This window comes from Hydrogenophaga sp. (assembly GCF_018780385.1).
GTDB lineage: Bacteria > Pseudomonadota > Gammaproteobacteria > Burkholderiales > Burkholderiaceae_C > Hydrogenophaga.
Map to the genome: position 1 here is coordinate 23,872 of NZ_JADMJO010000025.1, position 22,901 is coordinate 46,772.

20 protein-coding genes are annotated in these 22,901 nt (G+C 61.3%); 10 read left to right on the forward strand and 10 right to left on the reverse strand.

Annotated elements, in window-relative coordinates; all coding sequences use genetic code 11:
* The first annotated feature begins 125 nt into the window (after positions 1 to 125).
* The 5 genes from IV113_RS10950 (at position 126) to IV113_RS10970 (ending at position 6,375) form a co-directional block, all read left to right on the forward strand.
* Complete coding sequence (locus tag IV113_RS10950) at positions 126 to 1,616, forward strand: tyrosine-type recombinase/integrase (RefSeq protein ID WP_291084451.1); 1,491 nt, start codon at positions 126 to 128, stop codon at positions 1,614 to 1,616.
* A gap of 313 nt (positions 1,617 to 1,929) precedes the next feature.
* On the forward strand, positions 1,930 to 2,502 hold the full coding sequence (locus tag IV113_RS10955) for a TonB-dependent receptor (RefSeq protein WP_291084706.1): 573 nt from the start codon (positions 1,930 to 1,932) through the stop codon (positions 2,500 to 2,502).
* Complete coding sequence (locus IV113_RS10960; protein WP_291084454.1) at positions 2,502 to 3,842, forward strand: cobyrinate a,c-diamide synthase; 1,341 nt, start codon at positions 2,502 to 2,504, stop codon at positions 3,840 to 3,842. Before IV113_RS10955 ends, IV113_RS10960 begins: the two co-directional genes overlap by 1 nt.
* Positions 3,843 to 4,324: 482 nt before the next feature.
* Positions 4,325 to 4,732, forward strand: a complete 408-nt coding sequence (locus IV113_RS10965; RefSeq protein ID WP_291084457.1) for a DUF1636 domain-containing protein — start codon at positions 4,325 to 4,327, stop codon at positions 4,730 to 4,732.
* Positions 4,733 to 4,983: 251 nt separating this feature from the next.
* Positions 4,984 to 6,375 carry an NAD(P)-binding protein gene (locus IV113_RS10970; protein ID WP_291084460.1) on the forward strand — a complete coding sequence of 464 codons (1,392 nt, stop codon included), beginning with the start codon at positions 4,984 to 4,986 and terminating at the stop codon, positions 6,373 to 6,375.
* Between the two features lie 161 nt (positions 6,376 to 6,536).
* Here IV113_RS10970 and IV113_RS10975 read toward each other — a convergent pair whose 3' ends face one another.
* Both IV113_RS10975 and IV113_RS10980 read right to left on the reverse strand, forming a co-directional pair.
* A complete protein-coding gene (locus IV113_RS10975; RefSeq protein WP_291084464.1) occupies positions 6,537 to 6,671 on the reverse strand; it encodes a hypothetical protein in 135 nt (44 codons plus the stop codon).
* Positions 6,672 to 7,253: 582 nt separating this feature from the next.
* Positions 7,254 to 8,132: a LysR family transcriptional regulator gene (locus IV113_RS10980; protein ID WP_291084467.1), complete on the reverse strand. Its 879-nt coding sequence runs from the start codon at positions 8,130 to 8,132 to the stop codon at positions 7,254 to 7,256.
* Positions 8,133 to 8,271: 139 nt separating this feature from the next.
* Here IV113_RS10980 and IV113_RS10985 point away from each other — a divergent pair, with 139 nt between their 5' ends.
* Both IV113_RS10985 and IV113_RS10990 read left to right on the forward strand, forming a co-directional pair.
* Positions 8,272 to 8,928, forward strand: a complete 657-nt coding sequence (locus tag IV113_RS10985; RefSeq protein ID WP_291084470.1) for a glutathione S-transferase family protein — start codon at positions 8,272 to 8,274, stop codon at positions 8,926 to 8,928.
* Positions 8,928 to 9,752, forward strand: a complete 825-nt coding sequence (locus IV113_RS10990) for a CmcJ/NvfI family oxidoreductase (RefSeq protein WP_291084472.1) — start codon at positions 8,928 to 8,930, stop codon at positions 9,750 to 9,752. Before IV113_RS10985 ends, IV113_RS10990 begins: the two co-directional genes overlap by 1 nt.
* 399 nt (positions 9,753 to 10,151) lie before the next feature.
* Here the strand turns inward: IV113_RS10990 and IV113_RS10995 are convergent, their stop codons facing one another.
* The 3 genes from IV113_RS10995 to IV113_RS11005 all read right to left on the reverse strand — a co-directional run bounded on the left by IV113_RS10995 (position 10,152) and on the right by IV113_RS11005 (position 14,131).
* Entirely contained in the window at positions 10,152 to 12,452 is a 2,301-nt protein-coding gene (locus tag IV113_RS10995) for an AI-2E family transporter (protein ID WP_291084475.1), read from the reverse strand.
* A gap of 431 nt (positions 12,453 to 12,883) precedes the next feature.
* Positions 12,884 to 13,798 (reverse strand): DUF4399 domain-containing protein, encoded by a 915-nt coding sequence (locus IV113_RS11000; protein ID WP_291084478.1) that lies wholly within the window; start codon positions 13,796 to 13,798, stop codon positions 12,884 to 12,886.
* A gap of 36 nt (positions 13,799 to 13,834) precedes the next feature.
* Entirely contained in the window at positions 13,835 to 14,131 is a 297-nt protein-coding gene (locus tag IV113_RS11005) for a BLUF domain-containing protein (RefSeq protein WP_291084481.1), read from the reverse strand.
* A gap of 764 nt (positions 14,132 to 14,895) precedes the next feature.
* Between IV113_RS11005 and IV113_RS11010 the strand changes: the two genes are divergently transcribed.
* Positions 14,896 to 15,885 (forward strand): HPP family protein, encoded by a 990-nt coding sequence (locus IV113_RS11010; protein ID WP_363318605.1) that lies wholly within the window; start codon positions 14,896 to 14,898, stop codon positions 15,883 to 15,885.
* Positions 15,886 to 16,415: 530 nt separating this feature from the next.
* Positions 16,416 to 17,384, forward strand: a complete 969-nt coding sequence (locus tag IV113_RS11015; protein WP_291084484.1) for an IS5 family transposase — start codon at positions 16,416 to 16,418, stop codon at positions 17,382 to 17,384.
* 824 nt (positions 17,385 to 18,208) lie between these two features.
* Here IV113_RS11015 and IV113_RS11020 read toward each other — a convergent pair.
* From IV113_RS11020 to IV113_RS11040, 5 genes are all read right to left on the reverse strand, one after another.
* Positions 18,209 to 18,676: a hypothetical protein gene (locus tag IV113_RS11020; protein WP_291084487.1), complete on the reverse strand. Its 468-nt coding sequence runs from the start codon at positions 18,674 to 18,676 to the stop codon at positions 18,209 to 18,211.
* 8 nt (positions 18,677 to 18,684) lie between these two features.
* Positions 18,685 to 19,524: a hypothetical protein gene (locus tag IV113_RS11025; protein WP_291084490.1), complete on the reverse strand. Its 840-nt coding sequence runs from the start codon at positions 19,522 to 19,524 to the stop codon at positions 18,685 to 18,687.
* A 19-nt stretch (positions 19,525 to 19,543) separates the two neighbouring features.
* On the reverse strand, positions 19,544 to 19,720 hold the full coding sequence (locus IV113_RS11030) for a hypothetical protein (RefSeq protein WP_291084492.1): 177 nt from the start codon (positions 19,718 to 19,720) through the stop codon (positions 19,544 to 19,546).
* Positions 19,717 to 20,724, reverse strand: a complete 1,008-nt coding sequence (locus IV113_RS11035; RefSeq protein WP_291084494.1) for a hypothetical protein — start codon at positions 20,722 to 20,724, stop codon at positions 19,717 to 19,719. The genes IV113_RS11030 and IV113_RS11035 overlap by 4 nt, the downstream gene beginning before the upstream one ends.
* Before the next feature lie 64 nt (positions 20,725 to 20,788).
* Entirely contained in the window at positions 20,789 to 21,706 is a 918-nt protein-coding gene (locus tag IV113_RS11040; RefSeq protein WP_291084496.1) for a hypothetical protein, read from the reverse strand.
* A 206-nt stretch (positions 21,707 to 21,912) separates the two neighbouring features.
* Here IV113_RS11040 and IV113_RS11045 point away from each other — a divergent pair, with 206 nt between their 5' ends.
* Entirely contained in the window at positions 21,913 to 22,839 is a 927-nt protein-coding gene (locus IV113_RS11045) for a PD-(D/E)XK nuclease-like domain-containing protein (RefSeq protein ID WP_291084499.1), read from the forward strand.
* The last annotated feature ends 62 nt before the right edge of the window (positions 22,840 to 22,901 follow it).

Consider the following 22,901-nt stretch of genomic DNA (forward strand, 5'->3'; position numbering starts at 1 on the left):
AAAAAGGAGCCAGAGCGATCTGGCGGTTTGAGGTTGCCCGGAGGGTTGACACATGCAGGTTGCGAGAGCCGCCTTCAGGTGTGAACCCTCTGCGGTAGAGGCCACGTCAGTAAAGGAGCGTCAAGATGGATGAAGGTAAACATTTGGGTATGGGAGATGCATCTACAGGTGGGACAGGAGGCGGGCGTTCGTATAACGGTGCTCCATTCCGGCCGAAGAAGAAAGCAACGATTCCCCGCAAATCGCGTGCACAGACCTTGAAGCGGGGAGGTCCTGGCAGCGCCAAACCACGTTCTGACCACGCCATCGCCTTGTATGCGAACGACCCGCACAAACAGATGGCAAATTTTCTGGACGGGCTGGATCCGCAGGCCTTCATAGGACGTGTACGTTCGGTGTCGCACCTCACGGAAACGCGCTTCGGTCAAACCCTCAAACGCATGATCGGTGAACTAAGCGAACTGAACATGCCGATCCAGCGCATCGACCAGGTCAGCCGCCGCCACGTGGCTGCCCTGGTTGTGCGTTGGGTGAACGAGGAAAAACAGGTGGCTGCTACCGTCAACAACAAGGTGAGTTTCATTCGCAAGTTTTGCGAACTCATCGGCAAGGTGGGCGCGATCCCCAAGGGAGAGGAGTGGTACCAACTTCTGGAATCGAAGGGAGTACCGCGCAGCGCCTTGGTGCGCCAGCAGGTGGCCTATGGCAGCAAGACCTGGAGCGCTGCAGGGATTGAACCCATCGGCATTGCTGCGCTGTTGGCGGAGGATCATTACCACGAGTCATTGCTCATCGAGCTGATGTATTACTTCGGGTTGCGGGTGTCGGAAGCGCTCAGTCTCAACCCCACCCGGGCAGACGTTGTGGGAGGTCTGCTGTTGACGTCAGGCACCAAGGGCGGAAAGGATCGGCTGGTTCCATACATGGAAGGTGCTGAAATGAAGGCCAAGCAGCGTGAGGTGCTGAACCGCGCGATCGACTGGATGAACAAGAACAACCGCCGCGGTGACATGGGCTACCCGGGACTGTCAATGGAGAAGTCGCGTCAGAAGTACTACAACACACTGTACGCGGTGGGCGTGACGAAAGCTGATCTGGGAATTGTCAGCCATGGTCTGCGGCATGAGTACGCTGCAAACTTGTTCGAGCAACTCACTGGACATCGCCCACCGGTGGAGGGGCAGGAGCCGTCGGATTGGTTCAAGAAGAACCGGGAACTGGTTGATCACGCCTACCTCATGGTGTCGGAGGCCTTGGGGCACTGGCGAAAGAGCATCTCAGCTGCGTACTTGGGCTCCATCGCAGGGATGAGCAAAACGCAGAAGGTTCGCATCGAAAAGCTGATCGAGATGTTCCAGAACACACCCGGCGTCGCCGAAGGCTTGCTTGCGGTGGGGATTGAGCGTGCGTGGCTGACCGGTCGCGGTGGTCAAGGCGTCCAGTTGGCGCCTAACGAGCGCGTGCAACTCACCGTGTCGTTGAAGGAGGGCGTGTTGTGGTCTGTTCTCAACGACGCGCACGCCGTACTCGAAAAGTTGCTTCCTGGGCGTGTGATGGTCGCGCCATTGCTCGGTGGCGTGCAACCCGATGACGGCGTGGAGGTTTTCCTGGACTGAGTTGGAACACCGTGGCTGGGCGTGGAGCTATGCCGGGTTGGATTGGGTGCTCGTTTCTGGTGTGCCTTTGAAAGCCAGCACGAGCATCAACATCCCGGCCACTGGCGGAATGCAAAGCAGCAATGCCCACCAGCCGGAGCCCAAACCATCGCGAGATTGCTTGATCACCTGCAATGCGATGGCCAGCAGGACCCAGGAGGAACGCGATACCACCGAAAAGGCTCTTTGCCTGCACTCGGGTGCCCGTTGAGGCAATGAATGTTCTCTCGGCCCCTGATGGCCACCCAAATTCCCTCAACTGAACTGATCGGGGATAGGGTCACCCACCTTCAAAGGCAACCCCACCACGCAACCCGAGCGGGGCAAAAACCGAGAGGTTGGACTGACCTACTCCAGCGGTCTGCACGAGGTCAAGGTCACGCGATTTGACAACCGGGTGAAGGGTTTCATCACATTGCAACCGGCTGTGGGTAACGTACCGCGCGCTCGCATCGAAGGATGGTCGTTGGCCTACACCGGTGCGGCGGGCGCGTGGAGCTGGTATACCAATCTGGAACTGCTGGACGCACGTAACGAGCTCAACCTGCGCAAGCTGCAGCGCCGCGCCGACGAAGTGCTCACCGCCAGCGTCGACCACAAGGTCGGGGCCTGGAAATGGGGCGCCTCGCTGCAACTGGTCTCCGAGCGTTTCGACAACGCGGCCAACACGCAGCGCCTGCCGGGCTACGGCACGCTCGATCTGCACGCGCGCTACACCGTGAACAAGGACTGGTCGGTGGCCCTGCGTCTGAACAACGTGGGCGATAAGTTCTACGAAACTGCCTACAGCTACAACCAACCCGGGCGTGCGGCCTACGTAACGCTTAACTGGGCACCGCAGCAGTGATGCAACACTGCCCCGCAGTCCTAGTGGCAGCCCCGGCCTCCGGCCAGGGCAAGACCACTGTAGCCTGCGCGCTGGCGCGTCTGCATGCGCGGGCGGGTCGCCGGGTGCGTGCCTTCAAGTGTGGGCCCGACTTCCTGGACCCGCATTGGCTCGCGCTTGCCACGGGCCACCCCGTGCACAACCTCGACCTGTGGATGACGGGCGAGGACGATGCACGCGCACGGCTGCACGCAGCGGCCAGCGAGGCCGACCTGATCATTGTCGAGGGTGTGATGGGGCTGTTCGACGGTGAGCCAAGCGCGGCCGACCTGGCCCAGCGTTTCAGCCTGCCGGTGCTGGCGGTGATCGACGCCTCGGCCATGGCAGGCACCTTCGGCGCACTCGCTTTCGGCCTGCAGCACTTTCGACCTGGACTGCCTTGGGCCGGAGTGTTGGCCAACCGCGTGGCCAGCGAACGCCATGCGCAGATGTTGCAGGACGCGTTGTCGGGCGAGGGCTCGCGCACGGACTCGAATTTGCTGGGCGCGGTCATGCGCAATGAAGCGTTTTCGCTGCCGGAGCGTCACCTGGGACTAACGGTAGCGTCTGAAATTCCCGATGCGCTGGCGCGCCTGGACGCGGCCGCCGACGCACTGGCCGCCACACCGCTTGGGCGCATGGACGCTGCTGCGCTGGCACGCTGGTCGGTGAGTTTCGAACCGACGGTGGAGATTCCTGCCCAGGCGCCCTTGCTCGCCGGCCGGACCATCGCCATTGCGCGCGATGCATCGTTCTGTTTTGTCTACCCTGCCAACCTCGACGTGCTGCGCGGGCTGGGCGCGGAGTTGGCTTTCTTCTCGCCGCTGGCCGATGAGGCGCTGCCGTCTTGTGACGCGGTATGGCTGCCCGGAGGCTACCCCGAGTTGCATGCGACCACCCTGGCAGGCAGCACGGTATGTCGTGCGAGCCTGATCGAGCATGTGAACGCGGGCGGTCCGCTGTGGGCGGAATGCGGCGGCATGATGCTGCTGTTTGACGAGTTGCTGACCCTCGACGGAGAGACGCATGCGATGTGGGGTTTGCTGCCGGGTTCCGTGACCATGCAGAAGCGCCTGACCGCGCTTGGGCCTCAGCGGCTCACGCTGCCTGCGGGCGCGTTGCGTGGCCACACGTTTCACTACTCGCGTTGTGTATCCACGCTCGAACCGGTGTGCCGCACCGAGCCGGCGCGGGCGGGCGCCAGCGGTGCGGGTGAGGCCGTGTTTCGTTCGGGCTCGGTGCATGCAAGCTATTTCCACGCCTGGTTCGCTTCCAATCCCGAAGCCACCGCTTCGCTGTTCCTGTCAGGAGACACTGATTGATCACCATGCTCCCACATGCGCTCAACAAACACTGGGTGGAGGCGTCGGGGGATGTCGAACGCCTGAATGTCCGGCCTGCACCTGATCGCACTCGATTCCTCGGGCTCCATGCGCCAGGAGGGTCGACCCGCACGGGTCAAGAACTATTCAGCATGCCTCATCGAGCAGGCCACGCGCGCGGCACGCAGCGCACGGGCACGGCCCGTGAGTGGCGGTGGCACGCCGCTGGCTGTCTGCCTTAAAGAGGCCGAGCGGATTTTGTGCGTGACCACGCGCCAGCGCGTTCGCGACCAGGATACCTGCCTGTGGCTCTTCACTGCTGGATGCACCTTCGAACGTCCCGACCTACGCCAGGCGGCAGGCCACATCGTCGTGGTCGATTTTGATAATCCCTTGCGGTCCATCGGCCGGTGCGCGGCCTGGGCCGAGTGCTGGCACGGAGAACACCGCTTTCCAGACCGAACCCTTACTCGCCACACGCCATGTCAGAACCCGTTTCAACCGCGATCACTGAAGTGATCATCTGCATCACCTGCCGTCCACCTGGCGCATCGCGCGATCTGCCAGCGGCGGGTGCCGACTTGTTCGAAGCTGTGCAGATGCAGCAACTTTTGCACGAAGACCGGTGGCCATCGGTGCGTGTGCGCGGCATCGCCTGCCTGAGCAGCTGCTCGCGCGCCTGCTCTGTGGCTTTCCAAGCTCCGGGTAAACACACCTACCTGTTTGGCGATCTGCAGCCCGACGAAAAGACCGCTCAGCACGTGCTGGCCTGTGCCGCCCTGCACGCCACGGCAACCGACGGCAACATGCTGCGCAACGATCGACCTGAACGGCTGCGCAGCGGTATCTTGGCGCGGCTACCGCCTAGCCTGGAGACCACGACCCTGTGATCATCAGGTTCGTTCCCGCAAAGCATTGGTTCAACGTGGAGAGCAGAGGATTGGCGGATTCACGGTTCCGTCAACATTCGACTGCGCAGCGACTGGGCGAACTTTAGGGGTTACATCACCCGAAGCCCTATCAGGTGCTCTGCGCCACGGGACACCCGAAACGCTGCCCTTGGCAAGCCTTGCAAATCTGTATTTAATTGTGCACGCGTCGTGTGCGACCCCGCACCGGGCCAAGCTGCTCAGGAGCGGTGATGCGTGAACCTCTCGAGACAGATTACCTCGTGGTCGGCACCGGAGCGGCCGGCATGGCGTTCACCGATGCCCTGCTCAGCCAGTCTGATGCGACCGTCACCCTGGTGGACCGGCGCCACGCGCCGGGTGGACACTGGATCGACGCCTATCCTTTCGTGCGCCTGCACCAGCCGTCCGCCTTCTACGGTGTGTCGTCTGTGCCCCTGGGGCGCGATGCGGTGGGCCAGTCCGGCATCAATGCCGGGTTCCACGAGATGGCGAGTGCGGACGAACTGCGCGCCTACTACGCACATGTGATGGACCAGCACTTCCTGCCGACCGGACGGGTGCGCCACTTCCCCTGCAGCGATCACTCCATCGGCCCCGACGGCCAACACGTCATTACCTCGCGCCTCACCGGTGCGGTTCAAGAGGTGCGTGTGCGGCGCAAGCCGGTCGACACCGGCTATCTCGAAGGACGCATACCCGCCACCAGCCCGCCGCCCTTTGAAGTGGCCGAGGGCGTGCGCTGCGTGCCTGCGGGCGACATTGCTCGTTTGACCGAGTGGCCCGAGCGATACGTGGTCATCGGGACTGGCAAGACTGCGTTGGACACCTGCATCTGGCTTTTGTCGCATGGCGTCTCGGCAAGCGCCATCCAGTGGGTCAGGCCGCGCGAAGCCTGGTGGCTGAACCGGCGCTTCTACCAGCCGGGGGAAGGTCTGCCAGACTTCTTTGCGGGGGTCGGCTTGCAGCTCAAGGCCATGGCGCAGGGCACTTCTGTGGATGACGTATTCGCACGGCTAGAGGCCGAAGGCCTCTTCCTGCGGGTGGACACCGGGGTGGTACCCACCATGAGCCGCGGGGCCATGATCAGCGAAGCCGAGTTGGCCCTTTTGCGCCAGATCGAAGACGTGGTGCGACTGGGGCATGTGCGCCGCATCGAGCGTGACCGCATCGTGTTTGACGGTGGCTCGGTGCCCACCGGGCCCGAGACGCTGCATGTGCACTGCGCTGCCGTCGGCCTGGCGCGTCCGGCGCTGCGGCCAGTCTTCGAACCCGATCGGGTAACCCTCCAGCCCCTGTTCTGGGGCTTTGCCTGCTACCCGGCCGCCCTGCTGGGCGTGATCGAAGCCACCATCGCCGACACCGCCGAGAAGAACCGCGTGTGCCCGCCGATCCGGTACTGGGACGAGCCGCGCGACTACCTGTCGACCTACCTCGCGCGAATGGCGCACGACCGCGCGTGCGCGTCTCACCCTGCCGTGGTTGCCTGGACAAAGAGCAGTCGGCTCAACCCCATGTCGGGTCTGGGGGCGCACCGAGACCACCCACTGGTGGCACAGACTTCGGCCGACCTCAAACAATACGGAGCTGTCGCGGCAGAAAATCTGGTCAAGCTGCTGCAATGACGCTGTCTTATCGCCGCCGTCAATCTGCCGACGTTCGACCTCGCTCGCTGACAGCTGGGATCAGATTTACCTCGGACATTCGTCGCAGAGGCGCCAAGTCGTCAGGACGTTGCCTTTTGATCATTGAGGCGAGCAGCACTTGCAACGACTGACTACTGTGGTTAGCCCAAGCCGCTGCGGCGGCACATGGGGTTGTACCAGCCTTTAATCCAGGTGATGACAGTCATGTGGGCCTTGGACTCGAAGCTGTTGCGCTCGATGAGTTTGGCCCTGCGTATTTCGGGCTTCTTGGACACCAAGTTCGACACCGTTGACATAGAGTTCGGCACCTCAGTCAACGAACTTGACCGGCCACCCTGTAGAGAACTCCACGAGCCCAACGATTGCTTGAAGAGGCTGGCGATACATAGACTGCCGGCGATCCCGTCTTGATGGGTAGCTGACCCCCAGCTCCAAGGCTAAACTTCGCCAATCGGCCATAACAAGCCCTTGAGTGTGGAAGTGCTGGCCATCCTGTGGTCGCTCAAAGGTGAAGTCATTCGCGTTTGAACTTAGACCTGTTCGGGTACCCTACCGAAGCCACTACGTGGTCATTGGCCGTTTCCCGGACAGGTGAGTTCTGGTTAGTATTACTCACAGGCACCCTGAAGGCGAGCAGGAACGCGGGTGGTGTCCATCCGCCGGCTGTCGTGACGTGCCGGTTTTGAATGTTCAGCTGTCAGTCGAGCTGCGTCTTGCTCTAGGACCGGTGCTCGCTCTCGCAACCGAGTAACGCCTCCACAATGTATGCCCGAGACCAGTCTTACTCAGACATACACGTGGTGAATGAGCTTGTATTGCGACACGCGTCGGGCGCTAGATCTACAGCTCCACCGCTACTACACCAAATCTTGTTGCAGAAATCCGATCAAGCTGCGGTTGCGCGCCACGCGCAAGCGTTCAGGTGTGGTCACTGCGGTGATCTCGGTGCCGAAGCGAGTGCGGGGTGTCCACTGCCGCAGCACTGGCAGCAGCCGCTCGGCGTCCAGTTCACTCTGACAAAGGTAGGTGGGCAAGAGTGCAATGCCAAGGCCAGCCATAGCGGCTTCGGCCACCGCCTCAGGGTTGTCCACGTGGTAGCGACTGGGCACCTTGATTCTCTGAACCCGCCGGCCCTGGGTCAAGGTCCACGCCTCATCCAGCGCGTCCCGCCAATAGGCTAAGCAGGCATGGTCAGTCAATGCTGCTGGACTCTTGGGATGACCATGGGTGCGTAGGTAGTCGGGAGCAGCCACCATCACCCAGTGCACCTGTGCCACCGGGGTGCACACCAGCTCTGGCGCGGGTGCGGTGGATGACCAGCGCAGCGCAATGTCGAAGCGCTCGAAGGCGATGTCGGTGATGCGGTCAGCCAGATGCAGGTCGATCTCGATTTCAGGATGCTGCTTCAGAAACACGGGCACCTGTTGGGCCAGCACACGCTGGCCCCAGGACACGGGTGCCGTCACGCGGATTCGCCCACTGAGCGCCGAACGCAGCGCACGCACCTCCTCTTCACCATCGCCCAGTGCATCGAGCGCGCGGCGCGCGTGCACAGCGTAGATCTCGCCTGCCGGTGTAAGCACCACACGTCGGGTGCTGCGCGCAAACAGCGTGGCGCCAACCGAGTCCTCGAGCTGTGCCACGCGTTTGCTCACTACGCTTTTGCCGACCCCCAGTGCCTGCGCAGTAGTACTCACGCTGAGAGAGTCGGCCACACCCAGGAAGGTGGTGAGCATTTCGCGCGATATCGGCATTGTTTCCAATCGGGACACAAAACGTTCGCATTCGAACATGCGCGTGTTTCGGTGTCCATCCCTAGAATTTATTACAGGTGGCGTCAGACCACTGCCCCAACCACCGCTGGAGACAAACCCCATGAAAATTTATGCTGATCCGATCACCATCAACTGCCGCAAGGTGCTCGCGGGTCTCGACCTGATGCAGGCGCCCTACGAACTATCCCACGTGGACTATTTCAAGGGCGAGCAAAAGGGCGACGCTTACCTCGCCATCAACCCCAATGCATCCATTCCCGCCATGGTCGACGGTGATCTGGTGCTGTGGGAGTCCAACGCCATACTGCAGTACGCCGCCGACAAGACCGGCAGCGAGACGGTCTACCCACGAGATGCGGCGCAGCGCGCCGACCTCAATCGCTGGCTCTTCTGGGAATCGGCCAGCTGGTTTCCAGCCTGCTACACCTACTTGGTAGAGAACTGTGTCAAGCCCTTGCTGGGGGGCGCGCCCGATGACAACGTGCTGCAAGCCAACGAAGTGCAGTTCCACAAACTCGCTGGCATCCTGGACACACGGCTGCAGGGCCGTGACTGGGTAATGGGTTCGCGCGCGACCATCGTCGACATCGCGCTGGCCGCGCCCATGCACCTGCACGGCTGGCAAAAGTTGCCACTGAACGAGCACCCCAACGTGCGGCGCTGGCTGATGCACAACGTGGAGTCCCTGCCGAGTTGGGACAAGACCTGGGTGGGCGAGGGCTTCACCTTGGAACGCACTTTGAAAAAGGCCGCCTGATGCTGATGTCTGCCAGGCGCTCGGTGCGCGCGACCTTGAACTACACGGTAGACAACGGTCGCCCGCCCGACTACTACTTCTACGAACCCGATCCGGGGACCGAACTCAACCCACCGGGAACGGATGCACGGGAGGTGGAGATTCACGATGCTTGGTCCGAGGTTGGACAACTCAGCGCTGACCGCGAGGGTTTCGAGCTGCACGATTTTGGAGCCGCCTTCAATGCCTTCGATGACGACGCTGCTGTAAAGCGCGACTTCTATCCCCAGGTGGTCGAACACGTGAAGCGAAATACCGGTGCGAAGCGCGTCGTGGTGTTCGACCACACGGTGCGCAAACGTCTGCCGGCTGACCTAAAGGTGCAGACCACCGTTCAGCGTCCGGCGGTTCTATTGGTGCATAGCGACTACACCGTGGCCAGTGGGCCGCAGCGGGTGCGAGATATTCTGCCCAACGAAGCTGACGCGTTGCTCAAGCGCCGCGTAGCCTTCTACAACGTGTGGAAACCGTTGCGCGAGCGAGTGCACGAACTGCCTCTGGCAATGTGTGACGCGCGTACACATTCTGAGGGCGACATGCTGCGCATGGATCTGAAGTACCGCGAACGCACCGGTGAGATCTACGTCATGCGTCACGCATCCACGCACCGCTGGATGTACTTTCCGCAGATGGAAGCGCACCAAGCGCTGCTATTGAAAACCTACGACAGTGAGACTGATGGGCGCGCACGTTTCATGGGACACACCGCGTTTGAAGACCCAACCACGCCCGCCGATGCGCCCAAGCGCGAGAGCATCGAAGTACGGACGATGGCATTCTTTTGAACGGTGCGGCCCTAACGTCTCAGAAGTTCCGCAGCGTGGCGGATGTCGAAGACCTTGTCCCTTTGCATCACCCCTGTGGCAAGAGAGACATCTTGGCTTGAATCTGATCTCTTTGCAGCTTCAGCAGCTGGCAATGCAAGTGCGGCCGGACTCATGAATGGAGCTCAGAGCATCGTCACGACCTCCTGTCTTGGCTGCGCAAAGGCCATTCGGGCAGTGGCCATTGAACGGTCGGTGATGCACGCTGCAGCCTTTCAAGGCGAATCACCCAAGCGACTCCATTCAGTTTTGAGCGGATTTCGAAAACGGGCCTTGCGCTGCAGCGATTCCCGACGATGAGGAGTAAAAACCAAGTCCACAGTCTCTGCCGCAGCGCAGTCAACGAAACCCCTTTGGCTTCTAAACAGCTCCATTGGGGCATGAACGGTTGCGCAGCGGCACCATCACCTCGTCGGCAAGGGATTCCAGCAACTTCGCATCGCGCAGGCTCATGGTGCGTGGCTGGGTGTCAAGCAAGCAAAGCGTGCCCAGGATGTGGCCTTCGGAATCCCGCAGCGGCGCCCCTGCGTAAAACCGAATCCCGTTCTCGATCAACACTGGGTTGGCCGCAAACCGCGGGTCCCGCTGCACGTCGGGCACCACCAGCGCCGCGCCGTCGGCGACAACATGTCCGCACATCGACGCACCGCGCTCAGGCCCCCGCTCGGGCTCACCGATCCCGACGCGCCCGGCCTTGGCCGAGTCGCCATGCGTGTACTGCCACTGCTCGTCAATCAGCGTGACCATCGCCACGGGCACGTCGAAGATGTCGGCGGCGCGTCGTGCCGCGCTGTCGAACGTGCCGCGCAGCGAAGCGTCCAGGATGCCGCTGTCACGCAGCGCGCGCACTCGCTGTGCGTCGTCGGCGCCGTATTGCGCAGGCGACCAGCCCACCGCCCCTTCGCGTTCCAGCCGGGCGCAGACTTCGGTGACCATGGCGTTGATGGAGCCGACGGCCGCATCCACCCCCCAATCGGCAATCGGCAGCGCCGCCAGTTCGGCGCCCTCCACATTCCACAAGGCCAAGATCACTTTCGAGTCGGGCCAGCGCCGCTTGAGGCGGCGGGCGAAGTACTGCGCGTGCTCCTGAGGTTGTGGACTGAAGTACGACAGCACGAACACTTTCGCACCGTCAGAACCCAGCGACGCGATGAGCTCCGCCGTGACTGCGCCCGCCGCTGCTGGAGCGGCTGAAGCGGCCACGCCGTCCAGCGCAAGCGCATGGGCGGCCATCCCTGCGCCGAGGGTGTCCACCGTCCAGCGGCTGCCGATGCACAGGGCTTCAAGGGGCGCCTGCGGCCGCTCGGCAGCGTGGTGCGCCCGCAGTTCGTCAATCACCGCCGACATGCCGCTGACGATGCGGTGTCTGTGCTCCGCCGAGGCCTCTTGCAAGCGGTGATCCACCGTTGCCATGCGCAGCACGGGAATACCGACGTCTTCGTAGAACTGGCGCGGGCTCGACCCGGCCACCGATTCCTCAGCCAGCTCGATGGCGTCGGCGCTGTTGCCGGCCAACAGCCTCTGGTACATCCGGCTGGGGAGTTCCAGCGCGGGCCGGCTGCCCAGCATCACGTCCAGAAAAGCCAGTTGCGGCAGGTGCCGTCCAATGACGAGCATGCAAACCGTCAGAGGCGTCGACAGCACCAGCCCGATCGGGCCCCACAGCGCCGTCCAGAAAGTCGCTGCAACGATCAACGACATGGCCGACAGACCCGTGCTCGCCCCATAGAGCCAAGGCTCCACAATGTTGTTGCTGATCAGCTCCAGCACCACGATCAGGGCCAAGGCCCATGCCACCATCGACCAGCCAGGATCCACCGCAAAGGCCAGCAACAGCGGAAACACCGCCCCTACGAGCGAGCCGACGTAGGGTATGAAGCGCAGCACTGCAGACAGCAACCCCCACAGCAGGGCTCCCGGTATGCCGATCAACCACAGCCCGGCGGCCATGGGAACGGCGTAACAAAGATTGACCACCAACTGCATCGTCAGGTAGCGGCTGACGCGCTGGCCAGCGTCGTTGAGGGCGTCGGTGGTGCGATGAACGCTGCCGCCCAACAGGCTGACCAGCCGATCGCGCATGTCTCCGGGATTCAGCAGCACTAAAAACAGATAGATGAGCGTGGTGCCGAAGAGCGCGGCAGGCGGACCGATGCGTTCGAGCCAGCGGCCCACCGATTCGTAGGCTCCGGGTGCGGTCGGAACCAGCTCGACCCGGGCGGGGCGCCGAGCGGCTGTGGCGGGCTTTTGCTCCAGCTCTCCCTGCGTCTGCTCGATCTCGGATTCGACCGCGTCGATCACCCGGCTGGCTTCTCTGAAGAGACCCGGCGTGCGCAACTGCGCGCGAAACCGGTCGAACTTCGCGGCGATGTTGCTTTGGTAGGTGGGCAGTTCCTTGCCCAGCCCGCGGACCTGTCCGGCCATGAACAGGCTGAGTCCGATCAAGGCCCCCAGCGTGATTGCGACCACCACCGTCACAGCCACTCCACGTGGAATGCCCAGACGCCGTATGCGGACCGTCAAGGGCGCCAGCACGAACGCCAGCAAGGTCGCCAATGCCAACGGAATCAGCAAATCGCGTCCGAAGTACAGCGCCGTCACGACAACAGCCACTGCCAGCAAACGCTGAGGAAGCGGCAACGATGTTTCTGGCTCTTGCAAGCTGCACCTCCAAACAGGGAGACAAACAGTACCAAGTCCCTTGCTGGCGCCTCTGTGAAAAGGTGCCGAGGGTTCAGCCGGTGCCGGCATAGCCTTCAGAACGGACCACCGCCAGTCACACAAGGTTGTTCAAGACAGGAGCCAACGCGCAGGAGCCTCTCACTGAACTCTCGCCTCCAGATTCTCAAACAATAACTGGTGCGCGGTTGGTTGCTCAACGCACAGTTTCAACCCACGTTCAGGAAATGCGTAACCTTTGAGACGGACACGATGCTTGCCCGATTGGTCCAGTGTCTGCAAGCAGACTGAGATCTAAAAACAGATCCGCTCTCTCTTTACTGACGTGAAACCTGGGTCCCCCGCCGCAGGAAGCCCAACAACAGTGAGGTACCGTTGTTGGGCCGAGGATCACCGGATACTGTTGATTCAGCTCACTCCACTTTTGCTGTCGTTCGAGCGGACTCAGCCATCAGCTTGCCTGGGGTCACGTTGTCGATCAAGTCAAGCTGGAGTTTGTAGCTGCCTGGGGGTGGCGCCAACCAAACCTCGGTCTGGCCTTCGGAGAACTCCATCACCGCAGGCGAGCCACGCCCACCTTCAGGTGTTACGGTCAAGCGAAAGTGACCCGTGTTGGCGATTCCTTGAGCACGGTGAGCCACATCCAATGCCGATGCATGAAACTGCACACGAAATGGATTCTTTTGGGTGATGCCTTCCAGACCAATAGACAGGCCCTTGACTGAAAGGGCCTTGGGATCGCTGCTGCTCTTTCGCGTGACTGTGATGCGTGTCGGCTTGCTGAACACGAAGTGAGGCAGGTGCTGCTGGTCTGCAAGGAGCATGCGCAAGGTGTAGGTGCCTGGCTCAAGTGTGAGCACCGTTTCCATTTGACCTTTGCCGAAGTGGATGTACTGGTCGTTGAAGGGCAGTGCCTGTTTGAAGTTCAATGGCAGATCCCGGTTGACCAAGAGATGATGGTGACCGCTGCGCTCGCGGCCAGGCTGAGCAATCGGTGCCAGCCCCCAACCTCCTGAAAGTCCGAACTTGAGCAAGTAAGGCGTCTCGATCTGGTCCCCATCCTTGAGGTTGGTGAAGTAAGCCTCAGCGGTGAGCCGCGGGGCGGCAGCTTGCCAGGGGTGCAGCCGCGCGGAGGACGCGTCGCCTTGCGCGCAGGCGCTGATGGCGAAAGACGTCAAGGTGAGCGCTGCCATCGATTTTGCGAGAAACGCAAAAGTGTTCTGAAGTTTCATTGTTCTGTTGATGAATCGAATGTTGGACTTTGATGCGCGCAGGCGTGTGCAGGCCATATCGGAGGGCTGCGCATTCTCGCTCAGCGCCAGAGACAACTCACCTCACGCATCACACCAGGATGTGGAGCTGCCTCAACTGAGCCAACGAGCGTTGCCCACCAGTTCAGAGAAAAACGCGCGCAGCGTGTTCGGTCGCATCTCGTAAGGGTCGAACTGAGGGCCCGCTGCATATTTAAGAAAGAGGGCTTGGTTGTCCGGGGCCGAGTGGATGAGGCCCATCGACCACGATCCAAATTGGCGACACACGATTTCCTCAAAGTCCAGAATGGCGGGGTCGTGATGTCTCTGGTCCAGCAAGATGCGGTGGTACAGCGAGTTCACCACCAATCGTTCGCCTTCCAGGCACTGCAAGAAAATTGCATTGGACACCCTCGGCCCAACGCACGCAAATATCGCTTCTCGTCAGGTTCCCTGCGCGGTCCGTGACGAACTCGAGCCCGCTCGCCCGCAAGTGGCAGCTTCGGCGTGCACTGCAGCCATTCATTGGTTTGCATACAGAACGGAGGGTATCAGAACGAATACCCGTTTTTACCGCAGCTATGAAGGTACGCACTCATTCGAGGCTGAGTGAAAACTCATCGCGGTCGACGCCAGCCCGAAAGGCGACCTCTCAGATTGACCCAGGTTGCGTTTTTGTCAGTGGGCTAAGGGGTGAAGGACCCCTGAAAACGTCGCTAAACGGAGTTTTCACACAGCCTCTGTCTACAGCTGCCTTGGAGGACTGCGTGTGCAGGACTTGATCTTGAACGACAGGGAGCATGACACGTCCCGTCTGCCAGACCTATCGAAAGAAAAATGCTCGGGGTTAGACGTCGCCCGCATAAGGCTTGACGCAAAAACTAAAATTTGCTTCGCGGAATCCTATGGACAGTCGTTCGAGCCAACGATCGCCATTCGCTAAACTTCAACGACTCGATCCATTGACCCTTGCTGTGCGCCCTCCCACGACTCGCCGCAACCGTTGGCCCATACCTCTTGTTGCCGTGAGTTCATGGTTGCGAGCGCTACTGCCTGCCTCTGTTGGGGCCGACTGGCGCGAGCGTTTGCGGGTTGTTCTTGGAGCCACAGTTGGCATCCTCGCGACCGCATTGGTCTGTCGCACACTGGCGGGTTCGCAGGCTGCATGGCCCTGGTTGATCGCACCGTTGGGCGCCAGTGCGGTGCTTGTCTTTGGCGTGCCCTCCAGCCCCTTGGCGCAGCCGTGGGCGGTGGTGGCGGGAAACGCCTTGTCGACGCTGGTCGGCATCGCCTGTGTTCGCTGGGTCGCCAGCCCGGAAATCGCGGCTGCGCTCGCTGTCGGGCTCGCTATCGCATTGATGTTCGCCCTGCGATGCCTGCATCCGCCTGGGGGTGCCTCAGCGCTGCTGGTGGTGCTCAACGGTATTCGGGACCCCTTTTTTGCATTGACACCTGTGCTTGTGAACTCGGTGCTCCTCGTGGCGGTGGGCATGCTCTTCAACGGCGCGACCCGACGGCCCTACCCACACAGAGCGGCTGCAGTCTCCAGACAAGCCCGCGACGATGAAGCCGATGCGGTAGACGCGGACCTGAACGCGGTCCTTGCCCGCTACAACCAGGTGCTCGACATCAGCCGCGACGACCTCAAGGCCTTGTTGCAAGACACCCAACTCAGCGCTTATCAGCGAAAGCTGGCCAATCTGACATGCGGAGACATCATGTCGAAAAGGCTGATCACGGTCGGCCACCAGACGCTGCTACAGCAGGCCTGGGCTTTGTTCCAGGAGCACCGCATCAAAGCCTTGCCGGTAGTCAATGCTGCTGGTGGAATTGTGGGCATCGTCACGCCCGCTGACTTCATGCGTGCCGGCGATGGCGACCGCGGCATGAATTTCGAAACCCGGCTTCGCAAACTTCGCGGATGGACTGACGGCTCGGTATCTGCCGGGTCAGGCAGGGTCGGTGACATCATGACGCGCCAGGTGCGAGTGGCTAGCGTGAACCGGCACCTTTCGGAGTTGATTCCGTTGTTCGGCAGCACCGGACATCACCACATACCCATCATCGATGGGGCAGATCACTTGGTGGGTATCGTGACGCAGTCCGACGTGGTTGCGGCGCTGTCGGCGCTGGGCCCGGCTTCAAGGGACCGCTTGTACGACTGAGAATCTTTGGGGTACCGTTATTGTTTGTCGTGATTGGCCGTAGTTGGATCTCTCAGAGTTTCTAACTCATCCGTCAAAATCGAAGGCTCCCCTTGCGGCGCCATCTCGCTTACTTTCGGGGCTCATTCTTGCCCAAAACCGCGTCTGTGAACCACCTCCACCGCAGGCAAACAGCACCCGTATAAACTGCGTGCGATCGCATCAACAAAGGCTATCTATGAAAACACTGATCGTGGCGATTTTTCTTGTGTCGTCCTTAGCCGGCTGTGCCGTTTACACGCCATCCGGCTCGGTCGTCATTGACCCTGCTGGCCGGCATGACTCAGGTGGCGGGACGTTCTGCCCGCCCGGACAAGCCAAAAAGGGCAACTGCTAAGCATTCAGTCATGTACCCTCAACTGGCGCTTAATTCAGCATGCAACTGCCCATCAGTTTGATGCGCACGTTGCTGCCAGTTAGCTAGGGATGGTGTTCAAAACCCCGTGCAGTCCCCGATGGTTTGAAGGGCCGAGCCGAGGAACAATTGCGTCATGAAGAAGCAAGCCGAACTGGGACTGAACCTGAGCACAAGGCGCACACGCAAGGCCGTGTTGCTGGACGAGATGGAGCTGGTGGTGCCGTGGCGCGAACTCATTGGCTTGATCGCGGCAGCCTCGCCAGTGGCCAGCACGGGGCGCCCGCCGTTCGCACACGAAACCATGCTGCGTATTCATTTTTTGCAGCAGTGGTTTGGCCTGTCGGACTTGGCCATGGAAGAGGCCTTGTTCGAGACGCCGCTGTATCGTGACTTCGCTGGTCTCTCGGGCACAGAGCGCATCCCCGACCGCGTGAGCATCCTGCGCTTTCGCCACCTGCTCGAAGAGCACCAGCTCAGCCTGCAGATATTGGCCACCGTCAACAGCACGCTGGCAGCCAAAGGGTTGTTGCTCAAGAACGGCACGGCCATCGATGCCACGCTCATTGCCGCACCCAGCTCGACCAAGAACAGCGGCGGCGAGCGTGATCCCGAGATGCACCAGACCAAAAAGGGCAACCAATGGCACTTTGGAATGAAAGCGCATATCGGCGTAGACGCCGATTCGGGCCTGGTGCACACGGTGGTGGGCACGGCGGCCAATGTCAATGACGTGACGCAGGCCAGCGCGCTGGTGCACGGTGAAGAGAGCGATGTGTTTGCTGACGCGGGCTACCAAGGCGTGGCCAAGCGCGAAGAAGCGCAAGGCATCGAGGCCAACTGGCATGTGGCCATGCGCCCGGGCAAACGCAAAGCGCTGGACAAGGCCACGCCGATGGGGCGCGTGCTGGATGAGCTGGAGCATGTGAAGGCCAGCATCCGGGCCAAGGTGGAGCACCCGTTTCGAGTGATCAAGCGCCAGTTCGGGCATGTGAAGGTGCGCTACCGCGGGCTGATGAAGAACACGGCGCAACTGCACACGCTGTTCGCACTCTCCAACTTGTGGATGGCGCGGCACCGGCTTTTGCAGAGGGCGCAGGGATGAGTGCGCCTGCAGCGCGCCCAAGGGCCAGGATGAGGCCTCGAAAGGCCGAGAAATCGACCTCTGCAGTGTTGAAATCGATCGAAACGAGCACGGTAATTTCATGTCGCGAGATTCATGCGCTCAACGGCCTTCTCTGCGCCGGTTTTGAACACCATCCCTAGGGCGTTAAGCGACTGCTGTCCCGTTTGTCGAAAGACCGTTACTGGCCGATTTCTGAAATCTAGTCTCGGAGCTGAGGGTCAACCACCCATCAAGATGGGATCGCATACAGTAGGTATCGCCAGCCTCTTCAAACAATCGGTGGGTCTGATGGAGTTCTCTACAGGGTGGCCGGTGAAGTTCGTTGACTGAGGTGCCGAACACTGTGTCAACGGTGTCGAACTTGGTGTCCAGGAAGCCCGAAATACTCAGCTGTGATTTCGCGAAGAAGTGTCGGTGCCCTTGAACGTTCGGCGCCAGGCGCCGATGACCGCGACCGAGGATGCTATTGGGGGGAATCTCGGTGCCGGGCTCGAACTGCCGGTAATGCGCGGCGAATGGCAGCACGTTCTCCAGCTGGCGTGCTGCAGTCACGTCGCTGAGTCGATGCACATGCTCCCGTGCCCAACCCCAGCAGGAACGCTTGCATCTGTGAGCGACAATGGGCTACTGGAGCGGGCAGCAAGCTTCTAGCACTGGCGCCCTGCCCTCTCCCTACGCCAACCATCTGACCGCGGCTCATGCCAGCAGGAACAGCATGGCTTGCGCGAACGCAGGCAAAGGACCCGTGCCCTGAACAGACGCAAACAGGCGGCGCGCGGGCGGCGAGCCCATCAGGTCGCTGCTCATCCTTCGTTCTTGGGCAACCGCGGGGTCCCCATCCATTGGGTAGTGTCGCGCTTGCGCAGCAACCCGAACTTCTCGTTCTTGACCTTGTGGTTCGTGATGCCCCAGTCCTGGGTTTTGCTGAATTCCTTGTCGCGGCCCTCAAATGCAGCGTTCACGGTGTAGCTGCACTGGACGAGTGCCTTCATCAAGTCGTCCGAACTCATGCCGAAGGCCGAGTAGCTCTTCTTGACGGTTTCCAGCTCTTCTTTGCTCACGTCGGAGCAGGTGAGGTCGCTGACCTCATAGGACTTCACGTTGTAGGTTTTGGTGTCGACGTTGGCCAAGCGCCAGGCTTTCACGTCTTCAATGCTGGGAGCAGCGCTCGAAGAGTAAGCGCTACCAAGGGACGCGTCGCCACATGCGGTGAGGAGAGCGGCCACGCTGAGCATGGCCAAGCTGAGCTTGAGAGTGCAAGTGGATTTCATCGGTTCTTTCAGGTGTGAGGTTTTGAGGTTGAGGCTGCTGCGTGCATCGCCCCAGTCTTTTTCAGAATCTCAAACAAAGCCCCAGAGTCAAGGGCCTGATGGTGATTTTTTAGGGCCGTGACGGTGAGCGCGACCCACCCGTAGAGATCGGCTGCATCGACGGGCATGGCCAGCGTGGTGGTGCCCTGGCGCAGCTTCACGTACAACACGCTTCCCTGCTGGTGCAACTCAAGACGCTTGTCGTGGTCCGGCCCGTGATTGGTCAGCACCAGAGATTCCCCCGCATATCCCATCAGCATGGCGCCCAGGAGCGGCAGTTCTCGACGCGTGAACTGGAAAGGAATTTTCTGCCCCCAATCGAAGGAACGCGGCGCCGCAGCCGGTGCCAGTTCAATCTGCACAGTGAGGCGGCTTGGCCCACCCTCTGCCGCGCGTAATACGTCGAGCTCAACCTTCATCGCAGCCTTGGCTGCGTAGATGTGCATGCCCTGATCGCGCAAGACAGCTCTCTCAAAATTGACAGCGGCGGCCACCGGCTTGCGCTTGAGCGCCGGTACGGGCGGAGCAGACCTTGTGTTTCGGGTAGAAGGCTGCACCGCTCGCACTGCCAGCGGCTCTGGGGGGACTGCTGTGACCTCACGGTGGGCTGCGCTGATGGCCTCAAGGAACGCTGCCATTTGGTCGGTTGATTCCACTCCCTTCGCCACAGCGTTCAGGAACGTCCGAGCCTGTTCATGGCCCGCTGGTTCGAGCGACTTTACGAACGCTGCGCATGCTGCATCTGATGGGGCTTTGACACCCCTGTCGGTGAGCACCTGGCGCAGCCACTTGTGCGAAAGAGCGGTCACGGGCACTCCCCTGCCCTTCTTAGGAGCGCCCGATCGTCTTGATCTTGCCCTCTCCCTTAGAGCCCTCATAGGTCTTGAAGGCCCTTGCCGTGATATTGGCCTTAGCGTTGAGGGTGTCGGTCAGGATCACAGCACCGTACGCGGCGAGTTCACTCAGTTCGCCCACGACAAAGCGGGTGATGTCAGCTTGGCTCATGCTTGCATGCTTTCAAGTTCGGCGGGTCGCGCGGCACCGGCCATGCGGACCGCATCTGCGATCAGGTTGCCCGCTGTGTCGGCGTGAACGGGGCCACTCTTGCCCGCGGGTGTGACCGTCATGGCGTGGTCAGCGGTGCGGCGGCGCGCGGGCTGCTCTACTGCGTAGAAGTCTCTCACGAGCTGGAAGTCGTCGGAGAACAGCGCCATCGGGTCGCTGCTGGTCGAGCCCTCGAACAATTCATCCATCACGTCTACGAGTCCATCGGCCTGTGCCTGCTCGCGCGCCACTTTCGCCTGCTTCATGGCCTCTGCCTCGGATGGAGCATCGATGCACAGGCGCAGCAAATCGAACGCTTCGTATTGGCTGGCGGCATTGCTGGCTTGCCACATCTGCAGCTTCAGCGGCACATGGCGGAGCCCGCCAAAACGCAGATGGAGCATCCTGAGTTGCGCAGCCAGCGCGCGGTAGCTGTTGAGCGAGGACGAACGGACCTCGAAGACGCTCAGTGAATCGTCCTGGCCCTCGATCTGAACCGTCATCTTCATCTGGCGGCGGCAGGCCACGCCCGACTCCTGCGCGAAGGCGCACACCTCGGCGCCGGGGCATGGAACGGAGGTGAAAGTCTGCGTGTGGTCGCCGGCAACGGTGATACGCGAGGCGTCCTTGCCATCGCCCGTGCACAGAGGCGCGCCGGTGTCGGTGGCGTAGGCCTTGTACTGCAGGCTGAGTGACTTGTCGGGGCGGTTGAAGAACATGCGCACTGGAATCTCAACCAGAGCGCCGGCCTGCTTGTTCGCGTCGGTGGCCAGCAGGGTTTCCTGAATCGGATGAGCAGCCAGCTTGGGCATGTCGGCACTGCCTTCGGCTGGAGCCTGGTGGTGGCGAGCGCAGACAACCATGCTGGGCTTGGTCTTGATCGTGCCGGGTAAGGCGCCCTCCTCGCTGTCGACCTTGATGATGCCTTGTGCGAAGGGGGTGATGGCGATGGTGTTGAGGTTCATGGCGTGTTCGCTTTCGTGTGTTTTGGGATCTGCTTCATCCATGAAAACACGAAGCTTTCGAGTGTCAAGAGCGCTCGGCTGACCTTTTTGCAGGGAGCCCGCCATCGCGCGCCACATCCATCACCGGGGCCAGCGCCATGAGCATCTGCATGATCTCGTCCACACCGCGCAACCCGATCTGGTGCTTGCGCAAGGTGAACTGGGTCAGCGAAACATCTTGGCTGTCGAGTCGCAAACTGACTTTGATGACATCGGCAGAACTGGCCACGGGTGAAACACTCCAGCCCAGCACCTTGACCGACTGGTCGAGTTCGAGGAGCCAGCGACACACGCCGTCCGTGATGGAGAACTGCACCCGGTCCGGGGTGAGGATCGTCGGCATGTCCGCGTCCTCAACGTGGTGCAGGGCGTAGCCGACCACATCCTGCAGGCGCTTGTCGGACATCGTGCTGGGATCGGGCAGCGCTGGCCAGCCGCGGTCGCTGGTCAGCACCATGCAGACGAAGCCCAGACGCGGTGCCTCGGGTGGATAGTCGATGTCCTCTGCGACCGTGGTGATCTTGGCCTGGGCGTTACCGGGCATGGTGCGGTACAGGTGGCTGCGCAGCACCGCAGGACGCCATGTGCCCACCCAGTCGAACGGCCGGATGCCGTTGAAGACGGTCTTGAATGCTTTGGCGGGCAACCACCGGTCCAACGCTTCGCTCACCGCAAAGCTGGCCGATTTCCAGTTGGAGGCGTTGCCGATGAGTTCGCTGCCTGCGGGTGCGATGACCGGCATCAGAAACATCTCGGAGAAGCGTGGGCGGTTGTCCACCCGAAAGGCGAGGCGCGACACCAAAGTGGCCATCGCCTCCTGGGCTTCTTCCTGGTCGGGCTGGCGCGCGACCACGTCCCACATGCCGGCGTCATCGTTGCGTCGAATCGCCTCATCGAGCTCAACTTGCCACTGAGCCGATACGAGAACAGGGTGTGCGTGCATGCCAGAGTTATTGCAGTGAGTGTTTGTGTTCATTTTTTTGCTACCTCCGGTTTAAGGTATCACGGCCTTCTCGTTGTTCAAGCCCCCCTAACAATGGGTCGGCACCGCGTTGATCGCGGTATTTCTTCATGCGATATGCAAGTGCGGCCTTGACATCGAGGCGCGCCGTGTTTTCATGGATCAAGGAAACACCGGAGCGACACACCATGGACAACTTCACGAATTTCAGCGACGTACTGGACCTTGTGGCCGACGCCACCAAGGAAGATCAGCCGATGACGGGCTATGCCGAGGGGAGCCTGCTGTACGAGTCCCTGCCCGCACACATCTATCACGCAGACCGCGACGCGCTCAGCTGCTCGCTCCTGAAGCCGCTGCTGATCTCGCCCGCCCACTTCAAGACCGCGCTCACCGCGCGGCGTGAGGACAGCGATGCCAAGGACTTCGGCTCACTCCTCCACCTTTTGCTGCTCCAGCCGCATCTGGCCGGTCAGGAGGTGGCCGTGTATCCGGGGATCGTTCACTCCTCCAACAAGGACTACAAGCAGTTCCTGGAGAACAACGCGATGAAGCTGGTGGTGGACGAGCCCACCTTCTCCAAAGCACGCCAGCTCGCAGCCAAGGTGCAGGACACGCTCTACAAGGGCCGTGCGCTGGGCAAGTTCATTGAAGAGGCCATGACCGAGGTCAGCCTCTACTTCGCCGAGCCCACCACCGGCCTGCAGCTGCGCATCCGTCCGGACATCTACCACCCGGATCTGGACTTCGATCTGAAGTCGACGCGCCATCCCTCGGTGGGCCTGTTCTCGCGCGATGCCGTAAAGCTCGACTACGACCTGCAGGCCTTCATGTATTCGCTGGGTCGGTCCCTGTTTGAGGGCAGCAGCAGCCCCAAGCCGTTCGTGTTCATCGCTGCCGAGACGAGCGAGCCGTTTTCGGTGCACACGCTGGCCGCCGGCGACTCATTCCTCAGCAACGGAGCAAAGAAGTTTCAGGACTGTCTGGCCGTCTACAAGGCCTGCAGCGAGACGAACCACTGGCCGGACCTGAGCAGTGACGGCGTGATCGAGATCGAGCACTGGCACCAGCACACACCATCTCGAGCCTGGACAACAGGCCAGATAGCACAGTGAATCAGAGCTGGTGCGTGCTGTACCGCTAATAGCGGAGCAGCATGGCCCTTCTTCAAGCAGTA

What these genes read in the sequence shown, in the direction of transcription:
- IV113_RS10950 (WP_291084451.1), top strand. Translation starts at nt 126, where the DNA reads ATGGATGAAGGTAAACATTTGGGTATGGGAGATGCATCTACAGGTGGG.
- IV113_RS10960 (WP_291084454.1), top strand. Translation starts at nt 2,502, where the DNA reads ATGCAACACTGCCCCGCAGTCCTAGTGGCAGCCCCGGCCTCCGGCCAG.
- IV113_RS10965 (WP_291084457.1), top strand. Translation starts at nt 4,325, where the DNA reads ATGTCAGAACCCGTTTCAACCGCGATCACTGAAGTGATCATCTGCATC.
- IV113_RS10970 (WP_291084460.1), top strand. Translation starts at nt 4,984, where the DNA reads ATGCGTGAACCTCTCGAGACAGATTACCTCGTGGTCGGCACCGGAGCG.
- IV113_RS10980 (WP_291084467.1), bottom strand. Translation starts at nt 8,132, where the DNA reads ATGCTCACCACCTTCCTGGGTGTGGCCGACTCTCTCAGCGTGAGTACT.
- IV113_RS10985 (WP_291084470.1), top strand. Translation starts at nt 8,272, where the DNA reads ATGAAAATTTATGCTGATCCGATCACCATCAACTGCCGCAAGGTGCTC.
- IV113_RS10990 (WP_291084472.1), top strand. Translation starts at nt 8,928, where the DNA reads ATGCTGATGTCTGCCAGGCGCTCGGTGCGCGCGACCTTGAACTACACG.
- IV113_RS11015 (WP_291084484.1), top strand. Translation starts at nt 16,416, where the DNA reads ATGAAGAAGCAAGCCGAACTGGGACTGAACCTGAGCACAAGGCGCACA.
- IV113_RS11020 (WP_291084487.1), bottom strand. Translation starts at nt 18,676, where the DNA reads ATGAAATCCACTTGCACTCTCAAGCTCAGCTTGGCCATGCTCAGCGTG.
- IV113_RS11030 (WP_291084492.1), bottom strand. Translation starts at nt 19,720, where the DNA reads ATGAGCCAAGCTGACATCACCCGCTTTGTCGTGGGCGAACTGAGTGAA.
- IV113_RS11035 (WP_291084494.1), bottom strand. Translation starts at nt 20,724, where the DNA reads ATGAACCTCAACACCATCGCCATCACCCCCTTCGCACAAGGCATCATC.
- IV113_RS11040 (WP_291084496.1), bottom strand. Translation starts at nt 21,706, where the DNA reads ATGCACGCACACCCTGTTCTCGTATCGGCTCAGTGGCAAGTTGAGCTC.
- IV113_RS11045 (WP_291084499.1), top strand. Translation starts at nt 21,913, where the DNA reads ATGGACAACTTCACGAATTTCAGCGACGTACTGGACCTTGTGGCCGAC.